16 protein-coding genes are annotated in these 14,608 nt (G+C 57.0%); 7 read left to right on the top strand and 9 right to left on the bottom strand.

Going from position 1 to position 14,608, the window contains the following annotated elements:
• The first annotated feature begins 384 nt into the window (after window positions 1-384).
• Window positions 385-1,722 carry a hemolysin family protein gene (locus F3J39_RS09140; RefSeq protein ID WP_039380584.1) on the top strand — a complete coding sequence of 446 codons (1,338 nt, stop codon included), beginning with the start codon at window positions 385-387 and terminating at the stop codon, window positions 1,720-1,722.
• A gap of 98 nt (window positions 1,723-1,820) precedes the next feature.
• Here the strand turns inward: F3J39_RS09140 and F3J39_RS09135 are convergent, their stop codons facing one another.
• Window positions 1,821-2,027, bottom strand: a complete 207-nt coding sequence (locus tag F3J39_RS09135) for a DUF1107 domain-containing protein (RefSeq protein WP_039380586.1) — start codon at window positions 2,025-2,027, stop codon at window positions 1,821-1,823.
• Between the two features lie 311 nt (window positions 2,028-2,338).
• Here F3J39_RS09135 and F3J39_RS09130 point away from each other — a divergent pair, with 311 nt between their 5' ends.
• Window positions 2,339-2,896, top strand: coding sequence for a YtfJ family protein (locus F3J39_RS09130; protein ID WP_039380588.1), 558 nt, complete (start codon window positions 2,339-2,341; stop codon window positions 2,894-2,896).
• A 29-nt stretch (window positions 2,897-2,925) separates the two neighbouring features.
• Here the strand turns inward: F3J39_RS09130 and cysQ are convergent, their stop codons facing one another.
• Window positions 2,926-3,672, bottom strand: a complete 747-nt coding sequence (cysQ, locus tag F3J39_RS09125) for a 3'(2'),5'-bisphosphate nucleotidase CysQ (protein WP_113655517.1) — start codon at window positions 3,670-3,672, stop codon at window positions 2,926-2,928.
• Window positions 3,673-3,951: 279 nt separating this feature from the next.
• Here cysQ and F3J39_RS09120 point away from each other — a divergent pair, with 279 nt between their 5' ends.
• Window positions 3,952-5,898: a bifunctional 2',3'-cyclic-nucleotide 2'-phosphodiesterase/3'-nucleotidase gene (locus F3J39_RS09120; protein WP_166714092.1), complete on the top strand. Its 1,947-nt coding sequence runs from the start codon at window positions 3,952-3,954 to the stop codon at window positions 5,896-5,898.
• Between the two features lie 224 nt (window positions 5,899-6,122).
• On the opposite strand, the gene fklB is transcribed toward F3J39_RS09120, so the two are convergent.
• Complete coding sequence (fklB, locus tag F3J39_RS09115) at window positions 6,123-6,743, bottom strand: FKBP-type peptidyl-prolyl cis-trans isomerase (protein WP_071669180.1); 621 nt, start codon at window positions 6,741-6,743, stop codon at window positions 6,123-6,125.
• 185 nt (window positions 6,744-6,928) lie between these two features.
• Here fklB and F3J39_RS09110 point away from each other — a divergent pair, with 185 nt between their 5' ends.
• Window positions 6,929-7,594 carry a LysM-like peptidoglycan-binding domain-containing protein gene (locus F3J39_RS09110; protein WP_158249868.1) on the top strand — a complete coding sequence of 222 codons (666 nt, stop codon included), beginning with the start codon at window positions 6,929-6,931 and terminating at the stop codon, window positions 7,592-7,594.
• A gap of 56 nt (window positions 7,595-7,650) precedes the next feature.
• Here the strand turns inward: F3J39_RS09110 and rplI are convergent, their stop codons facing one another.
• Genes rplI through rpsF form a run of 4 tightly spaced genes read right to left on the bottom strand, consistent with a single transcriptional unit; the run spans window position 7,651 to window position 9,091 of the window.
• Window positions 7,651-8,100 carry a 50S ribosomal protein L9 gene (rplI, locus tag F3J39_RS09105; protein WP_065648101.1) on the bottom strand — a complete coding sequence of 150 codons (450 nt, stop codon included), beginning with the start codon at window positions 8,098-8,100 and terminating at the stop codon, window positions 7,651-7,653.
• A 39-nt stretch (window positions 8,101-8,139) separates the two neighbouring features.
• Window positions 8,140-8,367, bottom strand: coding sequence for a 30S ribosomal protein S18 (gene rpsR / locus F3J39_RS09100; protein WP_000135199.1), 228 nt, complete (start codon window positions 8,365-8,367; stop codon window positions 8,140-8,142).
• A 4-nt stretch (window positions 8,368-8,371) separates the two neighbouring features.
• Window positions 8,372-8,689, bottom strand: coding sequence for a primosomal replication protein N (gene priB / locus F3J39_RS09095; RefSeq protein WP_071669179.1), 318 nt, complete (start codon window positions 8,687-8,689; stop codon window positions 8,372-8,374).
• 6 nt (window positions 8,690-8,695) lie between these two features.
• Window positions 8,696-9,091 (bottom strand): 30S ribosomal protein S6, encoded by a 396-nt coding sequence (rpsF, locus tag F3J39_RS09090; protein WP_039380603.1) that lies wholly within the window; start codon window positions 9,089-9,091, stop codon window positions 8,696-8,698.
• Between the two features lie 382 nt (window positions 9,092-9,473).
• Here rpsF and F3J39_RS09085 point away from each other — a divergent pair, with 382 nt between their 5' ends.
• Window positions 9,474-9,677, top strand: coding sequence for a hypothetical protein (locus tag F3J39_RS09085; RefSeq protein WP_039380605.1), 204 nt, complete (start codon window positions 9,474-9,476; stop codon window positions 9,675-9,677).
• A 19-nt stretch (window positions 9,678-9,696) separates the two neighbouring features.
• Here F3J39_RS09085 and yjfP read toward each other — a convergent pair whose 3' ends face one another.
• Window positions 9,697-10,446 carry an esterase gene (gene yjfP / locus F3J39_RS09080; RefSeq protein WP_094112187.1) on the bottom strand — a complete coding sequence of 250 codons (750 nt, stop codon included), beginning with the start codon at window positions 10,444-10,446 and terminating at the stop codon, window positions 9,697-9,699.
• 150 nt (window positions 10,447-10,596) lie between these two features.
• On the opposite strand from yjfP, the gene F3J39_RS09075 reads away from it, so the two are divergent.
• The gene (locus tag F3J39_RS09075) at window positions 10,597-12,528 is read left to right on the top strand and encodes a methyl-accepting chemotaxis protein (protein WP_071669177.1); all 1,932 of its coding nucleotides are present in this window, start codon (window positions 10,597-10,599) and stop codon (window positions 12,526-12,528) included.
• Window positions 12,529-12,585: 57 nt separating this feature from the next.
• Window positions 12,586-12,909, top strand: coding sequence for a biofilm peroxide resistance protein BsmA (gene bsmA / locus F3J39_RS09070; protein ID WP_166714091.1), 324 nt, complete (start codon window positions 12,586-12,588; stop codon window positions 12,907-12,909).
• Here the strand turns inward: bsmA and F3J39_RS09065 are convergent.
• Window positions 12,886-14,514 carry an isovaleryl-CoA dehydrogenase gene (locus tag F3J39_RS09065; RefSeq protein WP_166714090.1) on the bottom strand — a complete coding sequence of 543 codons (1,629 nt, stop codon included), beginning with the start codon at window positions 14,512-14,514 and terminating at the stop codon, window positions 12,886-12,888. The two genes, bsmA and F3J39_RS09065, sit on opposite strands and share 24 nt — an antisense overlap.
• Window positions 14,515-14,608: the final 94 nt, after the last annotated feature.

Raw genomic sequence — 14,608 nt, 5'->3', positions numbered from 1 at the left:
TTCCCCCATTTACCCATCAGCATAGCCATCTTTTAGGGCAAGCGGCTACGTTAAACCCACGACTAAGCCAAATTGATCGCTATTGTCGGTAATTGATCGCGGTGATACAACCGGGATGCCGTGCTTCTGTGCGCCGCTGCGCTGCTGTCGGATAAATCTGGTGTCACCGATCGTGCCTCTGGCGGCATGACAGGCGCTGCTGCTATAATCACCGACCAGCAGGCCCTGCCTGCATTCAATTCTGCCCCGACGTTACTTTCTATTGTCGAACTGGCGCAGACATTTTTGGCACGGATAGCCCTGTCAGACTGGTGTGTACCGGACGTACCCCTCTTCGCGCTGCCCAGGCCAAAAATGACAAGTGATTAACTCAACGGATCTTTTATGCTAGATAGCCTGCTTGTCATACTTTTACTGATTGTCATCAGTTCCTTTTTTTCTCTTTCGGAGATCTCGCTGGCGGCCGCCCGCAAGATCAAACTTAAACTGCTGGCTGATGAAGGCAATATCAACGCGCAGCGCGTGCTGAAGATGCAGGAACAGCCCGGCATGTTTTTTACCGTGGTGCAGATCGGCCTGAACGCGGTCGCGATTCTGGGCGGTATCGTTGGTGACGCAGCGTTCTCCCCCGCTTTCAGCAGCCTGTTCAACCGCTTTGTGGAGCCTGAGCTGGCGGAAAAGCTCAGCTTTATCTGCTCCTTTACCATCGTAACCAGCCTGTTCATTCTGTTTGCTGACCTGACGCCCAAGCGCGTCGGCATGATCGCCCCGGAAGCCGTCGCGCTGCGTATCATCAATCCGATGCGCTTTTGCCTGCTGGTCATGCGGCCCCTGGTCTGGCTGTTCAACGGCCTCGCCAACGTCTTTTTCCGTCTCTTTAAGCTGCCGATGGTACGCAAAGATGATATTACCTCTGACGATATCTATGCGGTGGTAGAGGCGGGTGCGCTGGCCGGCGTGCTGCGCAAGCAGGAGCATGAGCTGATTGAGAATGTGTTTGAGCTGGAGTCGCGCACCGTTCCCTCTTCCATGACCTCGCGCGAGAACATCGTCTGGTTCGATCTGCGTGAAGATGAGCTGAGCCTGAAAACCAAAATCGCCCAGCACCCGCACTCAAAGTTCCTGGTGTGCGACGGCGATATCGATCATATCGTCGGCTACGTTGACTCTAAAGAGCTGCTGCTGCGCGTACTGGGTAATCAGAGCATGGCGCTTAACAGCGGCGTCCAGATCCGCTCGGCGCTGATTGTGCCGGATACGCTGACGCTGTCGGAAGCGCTGGAGAGTTTTAAAACCGCCGGCGAAGACTTTGCCGTGATCATGAATGAGTATGCGCTGGTGGTAGGTATCATCACGCTGAATGACGTAATGACCACGCTGATGGGCGACCTGGTGGGTCAGGGGCTGGAAGAACAGATTGTCGCGCGCGATGAAAACTCCTGGCTGGTCGAAGGGGGCACCCCGATTGATGATGTTATGCGCGTGCTGGATATTGATGAATTTCCGCAGTCCGGCAACTATGAGACCATCGGCGGCTTTATGATGTATATGCTGCGCAAAATCCCGAAGCGCACCGACTTCGTGAAGTTCTCCGGCTATAAGTTTGAGGTGGTGGATATCGATAGTTACCGTATCGATCAGCTGCTGGTGACGCGTATTGATGAACGCCCGCCGGCGCTCAGCGTGAAAACCAGTGATGATGAAAATCCATCGCTCTCCTGATCGATAAGCGCATGGCCGTGAAGCCACAGCGCTAAAACAGAAACAGCAGAAACATCAAGGGCGCCAGCGGCGCCCTTTTTACTGCCTGATTTTAACGCTTAGTTATACTCAGCCTGCAGTCGCAGCACCTGACGATTGATTTCTGACATTACGCTGAGGTGCTGTTTATCTTTAACGCGCGGCAAAATCACTTTGCCTTTATCAAACTCAAACGCGCCAACATCCTTGATATACAACCTTCCTTTAAATAGCGTTTTCACATATTTCGCAATTTGCAGCGGATTATATCGCTGGAAGATCTTCATGCTGTTTAACTCCTGAACAGATGTAATACGCTTCGCCGTTGCCAAATGGGTACGAACTCATGAAGCGCAAATGAGGCCTAAATATAGAACAGGATTTTTGATCCGGGTTCCGGAAACATGAATTTTTTACTGAATTGACACATCATTACAGACAACTCTGTCATTCAGCTCACAAAATCCAGTATAAACCTTTGTTGGTTACAGATTTGTGGCGCAGGTTGCAAAGCTGCCATGTTTTCGCGACAGGCGCATCATCCGCGCTTACCATGACAAAAATATGACCAACTGGTCTGATCACTAAGGAGCACTCTATGCGTCTGGCCCTTCCCCTGCTTGCGATCGCCCTGCTATTGCCTGGCCTGGCAGCAGCACACGCTTTTAAAACCGGCGAACGCGTGCCGCCGGTGGGTGTTGCCGATCGGGGCGAGCTGATGTATCAGCAGGATAAGTTCAGCTATCAGCCGTGGAACAGCGCTCAGCTTAGCGGCAAAGTACGGGTGATCCTGCATCTCGCCGGACGCATCTCAGCTAAAGAGCAAAACGCGGCGCTGATTGAGGCGATCAAAGCAGCCCAGCTACCGCACGATCGCTATCAGACCACCACGCTGGTCGATACCGATGACGCCATTCCGGGAACCGGCATGTTTGTGCGCAATAGCATTGAAAGTAACAAAGCGCAGTTCCCCTGGTCGCAGTTCATTATCGACAGCAACGGCAGCGCACGAAAAGCCTGGCAGCTGGGAAAAGGGGAGTCGACCGTAGTGGTGCTGGATAAAACGGCACATATCCGTTTTGCGAAAGAGGGAGCGCTGACGCAGGATGAAGTTAAAGAGGTGATGACGCTGCTTCACTCGCTGCTGCAGCCGTAAATAACGGGAGGCGTACGCCTCCCGATGCATTAAAACAGAGAAACGCGGAAACCGGGATTCAGGAAGGATTCGCGCGGCGTATAGTCAAGCGTACGCCCCTGCCAGTCATGCACATGGGCCCCCGCCGCCAGCGCAACCGCATGGCCTGCACCGGTATCCCAGATATTGGTAGGCCCGAAGCGCGGATAGAGCTGCGCTTTACCTTCGGCCACCAGGCAGAACTTCAGCGATGAACCGATAGCCGTGGTCTGGTGTTCGCCCAGCTGCGTCAGGTACTCCTTCAGCTCCGGATCGTTGTCAGCGTGCGAGCGGCTGACGACGACCAGCGGTGGCCGCGCATCCAGCACGTGAATGCGGGTAGTCTGCCCCGCCTCCTCTTTCCACGCTTTACCCTCTGCCGCTGAATAGAGCACGCCCAGCGCCGGCGCATAAACGACGCCCATCACCGGCTTACCCTGATCGATCAGGGCAATGTTGACGGTAAATTCGCCGTTACGCTTGATAAACTCTTTGGTGCCATCCAGCGGATCGACCAGCCAGTAGCGCTGCCACTGCTGGCGGATCGCCCAGGCTGGCGGATCCTCTTCAGACAGGACCGGCAGATCGGGCGCGATCGCTTTTAAGCCCTGTATGATCACATCATGGGCGGCCAGATCCGCCGCGGTAACGGGTGAATCATCCGCTTTACGGGTCACGTCCATCGGCTGTGCGCCGTCATAGACCTGCATAATTGCATCGCCTGCGTCACGCGCCAGCTGGCAAATTTTCTCTAACATGCTTCACCTCATTTTCGCAGAAATGCGCTTTCCGACCCGGACTGCTGCTCTTCAGAGTCTGGCAGGTAAAGCCCCGCCTGTCTGTTGCCCGGCATCGTGTTCAATAATAGATCGTAATATCAATACCATAGATTGCAAAGGGTAACTATGGCGCATTGCTGAATCGCCTGCGGTCGCGGAAAAAAAGCAAAACCCCGATATCTATCACAAATTGAACTGATAATTTGTCATGGTTTTACATTATTTTGAGAGGCCTATTTGGTAAACAAGGAGAGAGCCGTGTTCAGAGTGAACATGTCGTTACTGGCGCTGTGTCTGGCAGCCGCTACCGCTCAGGCTGCGACTGTGGATCTGCGTATTCTGGAAACCACCGATCTGCACAGCAATATGATGGATTTTGATTATTACAAAGATAAATCCACGGAGAAGTTTGGCCTGGTGCGTACCGCCACGCTGATTCAGCAGGCGCGCGCCGGGCGCAAAAACAGCGTGCTGGTCGATAATGGCGATATCATTCAGGGCAGCCCGCTTGGCGATTATATGGCGGCAAAGGGGCTGCAGCCAGGCGAAGTGCATCCGGTTTATAAGGCGCTGAACACGCTGGATTACGCGGTCGGCAACCTGGGCAACCACGAGTTCAACTACGGCCTTCCTTATCTGCAGCGCGCGCTGGCAGGCGCACGGTTTCCTTACGTTAATGCCAATATCATTGATGAAGCCAGCGGTAAGCCGCTGTTTACGCCCTATCTGATTAAAGAGACCACGGTTACCGATCGCAGCGGCGCTCAGCACACATTGAAAATCGGCTATATCGGCTTTGTGCCTCCGCAGATTATGGTATGGGATCGCAATAATCTGCAGGGCAAAGTACGGGTTGAGGACATTACTGAAACAGCAAAGCGTTATGTACCGGAAATGCGTGCAAAAGGGGCTGACGTTATTGTTGCCATTCCCCACTCCGGCCTGAGCAGCGAGCCCTATCATGCGATGGCGGAAAACTCGGTGTGGTATCTGAGCCAGGTGCCGGGTATCAACGCGATTATGTTTGGTCATGCACATGCCGTATTTCCCTCTAAAGAGTTTGCTGCCATTAAAGGTGCGGATATCACTCAGGGGACGCTGAACGGCATCCCCGCGGTGATGCCGGGGATGTGGGGCGATCATCTTGGCGTGGTCGATCTGGTGCTGAGCAACGATCGGGGATCGTGGCAGGTGACGCAGGGTACTGCCGCTGCGCGTCCGATTTATGACGCAGCGGCGAAGCGATCGCTGGCGGCAGAGGATCCCGCACTGGTTGCGGTACTGGCAGACGATCATCGCGCCACGCGCGAGTTTGTCGCTAAACCGATCGGCAAAGCAGCAGATGTGATGTACAGCTATCTGGCGCTGGTGCAGGACGATCCCACCGTGCAGATTGTGAATAACGCGCAGCGCGCCTATACCGAACGCTTTATTCAGGGCGATCCCGATCTGGGAGGTCTGCCGGTGCTGTCGGCAGCCGCTCCGTTTAAGGTGGGCGGCCGCAAAAACGATCCTGCAAGCTACGTGGAGGTTGAGAAAGGTGAGCTGACGTTTCGTAACGCCGCCGATCTGTATCTCTATCCCAATACGCTGGTTGTAATGAAAGTGAGCGGCGCTCAGGTTAAGGAGTGGCTGGAGTGCTCAGCCGGGCAGTTTAATCAGATTGACCCACACAGCAGCAAGCCGCAGTCGCTGATTAACTGGGATTTTCGCACTTACAATTTTGACGTAATAGATGGCGTGAATTATCAGATTGATGTGACGCAGCCCGCCCGCTACGACAGCGAATGTGCCCTGATTAATCAAAATGCGTCACGCATCCGCCAGCTTACGTGGCAGGGTAAGCCGGTTGATCCTGCGGCAACCTTCCTTGTGGCGACCAATAATTATCGCGCTTGGGGCGGTAAGTTTGCCGGTACCGGCGAACCGTTTGTCGCCTTTGCCTCACCGGATGAGAATCGCGCCGTGGTGGCAGCCTATATCAGCAGCCAGAGTAAGCAACAGGGCGCCGTGCAGCCGCAGGCAGATCATAACTGGCGTTTAGCGCCCATAAAGAGCCAGACGCCGCTGGATATTCGCTTTGAAACGGCGCCGGGCAGTAAAGCAACGCAGTTTATAAACCAGTATGCCGACTATCCGATGAAGCCGGTGGGCACAGACGAGACGGGCTTTGCTATCTGGCAGGTCAACCTGCAGCACCCCTGACCCCGCCCGCCCGTCACCAGGGCGCCATTAATGGCGCCCCTACACCGACCCGCCTGTAGGGGGCGCATTTATGCGCCCCTGGTTTCAACCCCCGCACGTAACCAGGGCGCCATTAATGGCGCCCCTACATTCGATCCCCACACGCAACAGGGGCGCCATTAATGGCGCCCCTACATCGGCCAACCCGTAGGGGGCGCATTTATACGCCCCTGGCGGCGAAGCTATTACAGGATTTCCAGCAGCTCAACTTCAAAAATCAGGGTGCTGAATGGCGGGATTGAGGCGCCGGCACCACGCTCACCGTAGGCGAGGTTGTGCGGAATAGTCAGCTCCCATTTTGAGCCAACCGGCATCAGCGTTAATGCTTCGATCCAGCCAGCGATAACGCCGGTAACCGGAAACTCTGCTGGCTCACCGCGGGCAACGGAGCTGTCGAACACGCTGCCGTCGATAAGCTTACCGGTGTAGTGCACGCGTACGCGATCCTGACGAGACGGAATCGGACCATCGCCCTGTTTGATCACGCTAAACTGCAGACCTGACTCCGTCGTGCTTACGCCTTCACGCTGGGCATTCTGCTCCAGGAACTGCTGACCCTGTGCGGCCATCGCTTCGGTGCGCTCGCGGCGCACGCCTTCTGCACGCTCGTGTACTTCGCGCAGCGCACGGTGTACCACATCAACCGGAACCGCCGGTGAGTTCCCTTCCAGCGCGTCGCGCAGACCTGCCAGCAGTGCTTCAGGCTGCAGACCCTGCAGTCCAGACTCCTGCAGCTGCTGACCAACCTGTAAACCGATACCGTAACTTGCTTGTGATTCGACGCTGTCAAATGAAGGGGTCGTCATCTTGATTCCTTAATCCCGGATAAAAGTGAACCGGCAGCATAGCAGCGCACGCGGCTGGCGTAAAATCTCACGCGGTGCGTGATGACATTTGGCGACGAAACAGAAACAATACGCAGGTCAAATTTTTCAATGCTGGCGGGCACTTCCTGCTGTCATTGCCCATACTGTAAAACAAGAGAGATAACATGGGCCAGATTGCCCCGCGACGTCGCCGGACGCGCACCACGCGAACGCTGTTACCCTGGCTGCAACGCTGGCTGCCAGCCAGAATGCATAAAACCGCTGGCGAGGAGGATTCACCTATGGCCACAGATACCCCGTCCCGCATGCCTGCTGCCCTGCAGCGCGTCTGGCACCTGCTGGATGATGTACGCTGGATGGATCCCCTGCCGCCGCTTCATCGCCGCGGCATCGTTATTGCCCTGATAATCGTGCTGCTGGCGTTTCTCTGGCCGACCAGCAACGGCAAATATCCGGTTGAACGTTCGGTTGAGAGTCAGCCGAAAGAGGTACCAATGCAGGCGGAGCTTTCTGGTAATCAGGATAGCGCTTCTGCGCCGCAAAACGGCCAGCCGGCTATTGATGCGCAGGGCACCTGGCGCAGCTACAGCGTAGCCTCGGGCCAGACGCTGGCGCAGCTGTTCCGGGACAATAATCTGCCGGTTAATGATGTGTTTGCAATGGCGCGCGTAGAGGGAGAAGGCTCGCCGCTGAGCTCGCTGCAGAGCGGTCAGCAGGTGAAAATTCGCCAGAATGGTGATGGCGTGGTGACTGGCCTTACCGTTGACGGCAGTAACGGTCCGGTGCTGTTTACCCGTCAGCCCGACGGCACCTTTATCCGCGCTCAGTAAGCGCCGGAAACAAAAACGCCGGCACAGGGCCGGCGTTTTCGCATCACTGCATAAAATTATGCAGCAACTACATTCACAACCAGTTTAGCGAAAACTTCGCTATGAACCTGGAAGTCAACTTCATGCTCACCGGTGGTGCGCAGAACGCCGTTCGGCAGGCGAACTTCGCTCTTAGACACCTCAACACCTGCTGCAGAAACTGCATCAGCGATGTCGCGGGTACCGATAGAACCGAACAGTTTACCTTCGTCGCCTGCTTTAGACGCGATGGTAACGGTGCCCAGGCCGCTGATTTTCTCAGCACGTGCGTTGGCAGCTGCCAGAACGTCAGCCAGTTTGGCTTCCAGTTCAGCACGACGAGTTTCAAAGAACTCAACGTTTTTCTTGGTAGCAGGAACAGCTTTGCCCTGTGGTACCAGGAAGTTACGAGCGTAGCCCGCTTTAACGTTAACCTGGTCACCCAGGCTGCCCAGGTTTGCTACTTTATCAAGCAGAATAACTTGCATTACCTTATCCTCTTAAAGTCGTTAATGGACAGTTGCCGATTACTGATGACGATCAGTGTACGGCAGCAGAGACAGGTAACGCGCGCGCTTGATAGCACGAGCCAGCTGACGCTGGTATTTAGCACGAGTACCGGTGATACGGCTTGGAACAATCTTGCCGCTTTCAGTGATGTAGTTTTTCAGCGTTGCGATATCTTTATAATCGATCTCTTGAACGCCTTCCGCGGTGAAACGGCAGAACTTGCGACGACGGAAATAACGTGCCATTTGGCTAGTCTCCAGAATCTATCAATTCAATCTGCTCGGCATGTAACACAAGTTTGCTCTGGCCATTGCGTGCCTGATGGCAGCTAATAAAACCTGTGAGCGTGAGTTGCGTGCCGACCGTTATATGTTGAGTAATCGCCTGATGGGCGCTGCCGCTGATAATCACCGGCATCTGACACCAGGCTTGCCGGTGAAACCCGGCCTCCTCCTGCACAGAACGATGCTCAAGCATGAACTGGCAGTGTGGGATCCCTGACGGACTGACGTTTCGAACTGGCGTCCTGCACACAGTGCCAGACAGACGCAGCTGATTTGCCGTCATCGGGAATTACTCTTCAGAATCCCCAGCATCTGACTCTTCTGCCGATTCGTTAGCGAAATCTTCGCGGCGCTCACGACGCTCGTCTTTCGCTTTAACCATCGGAGAAGCTTCAGTTACCGCGTGCTTAACGCGCATAACCATGCTGCGGATAACGGCGTCGTTGAAGCGGAAGTTAGTTTCCAGCTCGTCGATCACTTCCTGCGGCGCTTCTACGTTCAGCAGAACATAGTGAGCTTTGTGCAGTTTGTTGATCGGGTAAGCCAGCTGACGGCGGCCCCAGTCTTCCAGACGGTGGATCGTGCCCTGTGCACCAGTGATAGCACCAGTGTAACGCTCGATCATGCCCGGAACCTGTTCGCTCTGGTCAGGATGGACCATAAATACGATTTCGTAATGACGCATCGATAGCTCCTTACGGATTATTCAGCCTCCTGTCAGGGTCAGCTGCGGCCCATGGAAGCAAGGAACGTTATAGGTTGCATATCATCGTTAAATGACACACACCTCTGAATGCAGCTGAAAAATTGACGCGTAATCATACTGGCCTCAGGGGCTAAACACAAGCGCACATTTCGCCTGTTTTGCACAGGCGTGCCAGACAGCGCGCCTTTTTGTGCTAAGCGTGCAACTTCAGCCTGTTACGCGCGTTTTTTCAAAAACATTGAAGTACGCGTTCAAAAAGCCGCTCTGGCGCTGCGCTGGTTAAAAACTAAACTCTATAAAAGCGCCCTGAAAAATGCACCGCGTGCGCGATTGATGAAGTATCACAGGTGAGGAGTCGATTATGAAAGCTGTCATTGTCGCCACTTTACTGAGTCTCTTTCTCTCTTCCCCCGCCATTGCCAGCGTTACTGACTCTGCGCAGCAGATGAGAAGCAGCAGTAAAGCGGCTTCAGGCTATATCTATGTTAACAGGCTGGATGCGCCGGCTGATAACCCGTTTACCGCTGCGCAGCGCCCCGCCGATCGACTGTCCGGGCAGCGCTGAAGTCCCCGCTGGCGGCTGCTCAGAGAGAACGCGTAAAAAACGCCACCAGCGCGGTGAGCGCGGCGGGCGTGATTTTATGCCCGATCTGCGGCTCAGACAGGAACGTAAGCTGACCATCCTGCTGTGTGGCGCGCAGCGCCTCTGCAAGGCGCTGCGTCTCAGCGAAAGGCACCACCTCATCCGCTTCGCCGTGCCAGAGCAGCAGCGGCCGGCTGGCAAGCCGGGCCAGCTTTGTGGCGGGATCGTAAGCGCTCAGCGGCGCCAGGCGCGCAGCAAGCAGCTGCTGCTGCTCAGCGGTTTTCGGTACCAGCGGCGGGAAGAGCTGCTCGCTGAGCTGCCGGAAATAGCCCGATCCCATCAGACAGCCAACACTCTGAATGTGCGGGTAGCGCGCCATGGCTCCCAGCGCCGTCATCCCGCCCATTGAGGCCCCCGCCACCGCAAAACGTTCGCCGGCGATCCAGCGGTTGTCACGCAGCGCGCTCTCCAGCTGCGGCAGCTCATCAATATTCTGGCGCAAAATCTCCCAGAAACGCGTCATACGCAGTGCGCTGTCGCCCTGATAACGCGCCCCGTGCATCTCTGCATCGGGCATGATGACGCGAAATCCTGCCTGCGCCAGCGCTACAGCAAAGTAGCTGTAAACCTCTTTTGATGAGGTAAAGCCATGGTAAAAGAGAATGGCGGGCAGCGGAGTCTGCCGCTGACCGGCGGGTGCGGCATGAATACACTCGATTCCTGCCAGAGTCTCTGTTGTCAGTTCAATCACGGTAGCGCTCCTGAATAGCGTGCATCTGATACCGAGTGTACCTGTTCTCTGCCGGCGCGTTAGCAGATTAACGTCGCTGCTTTTTCACCCTAAACCTTTGCCGGTTTTTGCCGTTGATCGTTCTCCCCCATTCTAAATAACAGGTATTTTATGAAGCGTCTTTCTCTCAGCGCCCTGAGCCTTGGCGTCAGGCTGTCTGTATTGACGTCTTTCAGCGTCGCCGTCGTACTGTTTGTCCTGACATTTACCCTGAGCCATAACGCCGCCCGTCAGCTGGAGCAGCTGGCAACCGACGATATGACCAATCAGGTACAGGGCATCAGTGAAATGGCCACGCTGTTTAACGCTACGCTCTCCGAAGAGGTGGCAAACTACACCAGATTATTCCAGAGCTTTTTACCTAAACGTTTCAGCCGTGACGAGAGCACCCGCGTTCAGACAGGTGAACTGAGCACGCCGGTGCTGCGTGCCGGTCTGAAAACGCTTAATCTCGATCAGCTTGCCGTGGATGACTTTTTTGAGCGTACCGGCGCGGTGACGACCATCTTTGTCCGCGACGGTGATGACTACGTGCGTATCGCGACGTCACTGAAAAAAGAGGATGGCAGCCGCGCCATTGGCACCCGCCTGGATCGCAGCAGCGCCGCCTGGCGCAGCGTACAGCAAGGCACCACATGGCGCGGGCTGGCTACGCTGTTCGGGCATCGCTATATCACCCAGTATGAGCCGGTACGTGATGAAAGCGGCAGCGTCATTGCGATTTTATTTGTCGGCGTAAAAATCGATACACAGTATGCGCTGATACGCGACAAAGTGCTGGCGCGCCATCTTGGTGACAGCGGCAGTTTCTTTGTGCTGAATGGTACGCCGGGCAGTAAACAGGGCACCTACCTGTTTGACCGCCACGCTGAGGGGCAGCAGCCGCGCTGGAGTCAGGCGGTACAGCAGCGGCTGCTTACACAGCCCGCCGGGCTGCTCAGCTTTGAGGACGCCGGTGAAACCCGGCTGCTGGCGTGGCAGCAGCTGCCGGGCTGGGACTGGGTTATTGCCGGTGAGGTCAGCCGTGCCGCGTTGCTGGCGCCGGTTACGCAGAGTCGCAACCTGTTTATGGCTATCGGCCTGGCGCTGGTGCTGCTGTTTGCTGCCGGCTTTGTTTTTTACTGTCGTCATGCCCTTACACGCCCGTTGCAGCAGGTGATCCATCTGGCCGAAGAGTATGCGGCGGGTAACCTGCAGGCGCATCTTAACTCAGCGCGACGCGATGAGGTGGGCCAGTTGGTGGCTGCCATCAACGGCATTGGCGACGGGCTGGAAAAAGTGGTGCGCCAGGTGCGGGGCGCCGCTCAGGAGATCAGTGACGGCACCGATACGATTGCGGCTGGCAGCGCGACCATCAGCGAGCAGATTAGCCGTCAGGCGAGCAGCGTGGAAGAGACTTCCGCCAGCATGGAGCAGTTTGGCGCCACGGTGGCGCAGACCGCGGCTAACGTACGTCAGGCGATGGCACTGATGAGCGAAGCTGCCGGTACCGTCAGTCAGGGTGGGGCCACTGTCGCCCGCTCAGCGGAAACCATGGCGGAGATCAGGGTTGCGTCGCAGAGTATTGCCGATATTACCCATGTGATTGAGTCAATAGCATTTCAGACCAATATCCTGGCACTGAACGCGGCCGTAGAAGCCGCGCGCGCCGGCGAACACGGGCGCGGCTTTGCCGTGGTCGCCGCCGAAGTGCGGGCGCTGGCGCAACGCAGCGCCAGCGCAGCAAAAGAGATCGATACGCTGATCGCCCGATCCATTGAGCGGGTTGCGGCGGGCCATGCGCTCTCTGAGCAGACGCGCGATAATATGAGCCACATTGTGACGCATTTTGAGCAGGTCAAAACGCTGATGGATGAGATCAATATCGCGGCACAGGAGCAGGCGGCGGGTATCGGTCAGGTTAACCTGGCGATGAACCATATTGGTCAGGCGACACATCAGAGCAGCGATATGGTTATGCAGTCTGAGAGCACCGCCCGGCATCTGAGCGAGAAAGGGCATCATCTTACGGCGCTGGTCAGCCTGTTCAGGCTCAACAGCTGATGATTGCGGGAAGATGGCTTACACTTTAGCTATCTTCCCTGCACTTCCGGAGTCGTTATGTCCCGTCTGTTACTGCTGCTGAGTCTGGTGCTGTGTGGATGTTCAACGCTGCAGTCGACCCCGCAGGCGCCGCCGCCGCCCGCCTCACACCCCCAGGAGATTTCGCGTGCGCAGAGCGCCGGACTGCCGAAGCTGGGCAATATCAGCGCGTCGACGCGCGGTTCACCGGATGATGTCCAGCGCGCGATTGCCGCACGCGCCAGCCAGGCTGGGGCTGTCTATTATCAGATTATAATGCTGGATGATACCTCCTTTCCCGGCCTGTGGTACGCCACCGCGATCCTCTACGGCGCGCCTTCAGGCAGCGCCGGCGCGCAGTAGCAGACGCGCGGCCAGCGTCTCATCCGGGCCACGTGCGCCGCGCCCGTCGAGCGCAAGCGCACACCACGCATCGGCCAGCGGCGGTTCTGCGACTTTCAGCAGTATCGCCGCACTCGCCAGCCAGAACAGCTCCTGCGCCAGGTCACGCGCCTGCGCTTCATGCGGATGACGCAGCTGCAGACGCAGCTGACGCCAGCTGCGATCAACATGACGATTAGCGCCCCTCACCGCCTCAAACTCCTGCTGCAGCAGCGCATGGCATGCAGGATAGCGCTGCAGTACGCGCAGAATATCCAGACACATGACATTGCCCGATCCCTCCCAGATGCTGTTAACTGGCATCTCGCGATACAGCCGCGGCAGTTCGCTCTGTTCGCAGTAGCCGATACCGCCCAGCACCTCCATGCTCTCCGCGACAAACGGCATACCGGCCCGGCAGATGGCAAACTTCGCTACCGGTGTAAAGAGCCGGGCATAGAGCCGCTCCGTCTCGCTGGCTGGTGCTGACCACGCCCGGGCGAGCCGCAGCAACAGCGCAGTCTGCGCTTCAAGCTGCAGCGCCTGTCGTGCCAGCTGGAGGCGCATCAGCGGCTGCTCGCTGAGCAGTTTGCCCATGACCTGTCGCTGCTGCGCATGATGCAGCGCCACCGACAGCGCACGGCGCATCAGGCCGTGGCTGCCGAGCGCGCAGTCGAAGCGCGTCATGCCGCCCATGCGTAACAGCAGCCGCACGCCTTCACCCTCTTCGCCCATCAGCCAGCCAGTGGCATCCTGAAACTCCACTTCAGCGCTGGCATTGGAGCGGTTGCCCAGCTTCTCCTTGAGCTGCTCGATGCGTAGCGCATTGCGCGTGCCGTCAGGCAGCAGTCGCGGCAGAAAAAAACAGCTCAGGCCGCGTGAGGTATGGGCCAGGATCAGATGCGCATCGCTTTGCGGCACAGAGAAAAACCATTTATGACCGGTAATGCGCCACGGCTCGCCCGGCGCACGCACACCGAGTGGTTCAGCGCGCGTGGTGTTAGTCAGCACGTCAGTACCGCCCTGCTTTTCAGTCATCCCCATGCCAATCAGCAGCCCGCGCTTCTGACCGCCTGGCAGGTGATGGGCATCGTAGCGGTCGCTCAGCAGGCCTGCGCGCCAGTCAGCATAGGCTGCGGGCAGATGCGCCTGCAGCAGAGGAAGCGCGGCGTGCGTCATGGTGACCGGACAGAGGGAACCCGCTTCCGCCTGGGCATGCAGAATAAAGCGCGCCGCACGCGCTACCATGGCATGAGCCGGGGCATCAGGCTGCCAGCTGAGATTATGTAAGCGGCTGGCACAGACGCCCTGCATCAGCAGATGCCAGGCGGGATGAAACCGCACCTCGTCGATGCGCTCGCCGCGCGCGTCATAGCGCTGCAGTACCGGCGGTTCACTATTGGCCAGCCGTCCCAGCTCCAGCGATTCCGCGCTGCCAAGCTGCAGACCAACCGACGCCAGCCACGCCTGGTCCCAGGCCGCGCCTTCGCGCACCACGGCATCGCACAGAGCGCTGTCGCGGGTAAACAGATTACTGTTGCAGAGAGGATGAGGCTGATTGAATACGTGGTGAGTGGTATGAAACATAGCGCCTCCTGATGATAACGCATCATAGCGACGAGGCTGCCAGGCAGAGTAACCGTCTGGCAGCCTGCTCTGTCTGAATTATTCAGGAGAGCCG

The organism is Pantoea sp. Acro-807, from assembly GCF_011752675.1.
Classification (GTDB): Bacteria; Pseudomonadota; Gammaproteobacteria; order Enterobacterales; family Enterobacteriaceae; genus Pantoea; species Pantoea eucrina.
The sequence above is the reverse complement of the archived record's forward strand: the minus strand, read 5'-3'. Positions and strand labels throughout refer to the sequence as shown.

Coding starts and splice junctions, on each gene's coding strand:
- F3J39_RS09140 (WP_039380584.1), top strand. CDS start 385: ATGCTAGATAGCCTGCTTGTCATACTTTTACTGATTGTCATCAGTTCC.
- F3J39_RS09135 (WP_039380586.1), bottom strand. CDS start 2,027: ATGAAGATCTTCCAGCGATATAATCCGCTGCAAATTGCGAAATATGTG.
- F3J39_RS09130 (WP_039380588.1), top strand. CDS start 2,339: ATGCGTCTGGCCCTTCCCCTGCTTGCGATCGCCCTGCTATTGCCTGGC.
- cysQ (WP_113655517.1), bottom strand. CDS start 3,672: ATGTTAGAGAAAATTTGCCAGCTGGCGCGTGACGCAGGCGATGCAATT.
- fklB (WP_071669180.1), bottom strand. CDS start 6,743: ATGACGACCCCTTCATTTGACAGCGTCGAATCACAAGCAAGTTACGGT.
- F3J39_RS09110 (WP_158249868.1), top strand. CDS start 6,929: ATGGGCCAGATTGCCCCGCGACGTCGCCGGACGCGCACCACGCGAACG.
- rplI (WP_065648101.1), bottom strand. CDS start 8,100: ATGCAAGTTATTCTGCTTGATAAAGTAGCAAACCTGGGCAGCCTGGGT.
- rpsR (WP_000135199.1), bottom strand. CDS start 8,367: ATGGCACGTTATTTCCGTCGTCGCAAGTTCTGCCGTTTCACCGCGGAA.
- priB (WP_071669179.1), bottom strand. CDS start 8,689: ATGACGGCAAATCAGCTGCGTCTGTCTGGCACTGTGTGCAGGACGCCA.
- rpsF (WP_039380603.1), bottom strand. CDS start 9,091: ATGCGTCATTACGAAATCGTATTTATGGTCCATCCTGACCAGAGCGAA.
- F3J39_RS09085 (WP_039380605.1), top strand. CDS start 9,474: ATGAAAGCTGTCATTGTCGCCACTTTACTGAGTCTCTTTCTCTCTTCC.
- F3J39_RS09075 (WP_071669177.1), top strand. CDS start 10,597: ATGAAGCGTCTTTCTCTCAGCGCCCTGAGCCTTGGCGTCAGGCTGTCT.
- bsmA (WP_166714091.1), top strand. CDS start 12,586: ATGTCCCGTCTGTTACTGCTGCTGAGTCTGGTGCTGTGTGGATGTTCA.
- F3J39_RS09065 (WP_166714090.1), bottom strand. CDS start 14,514: ATGTTTCATACCACTCACCACGTATTCAATCAGCCTCATCCTCTCTGC.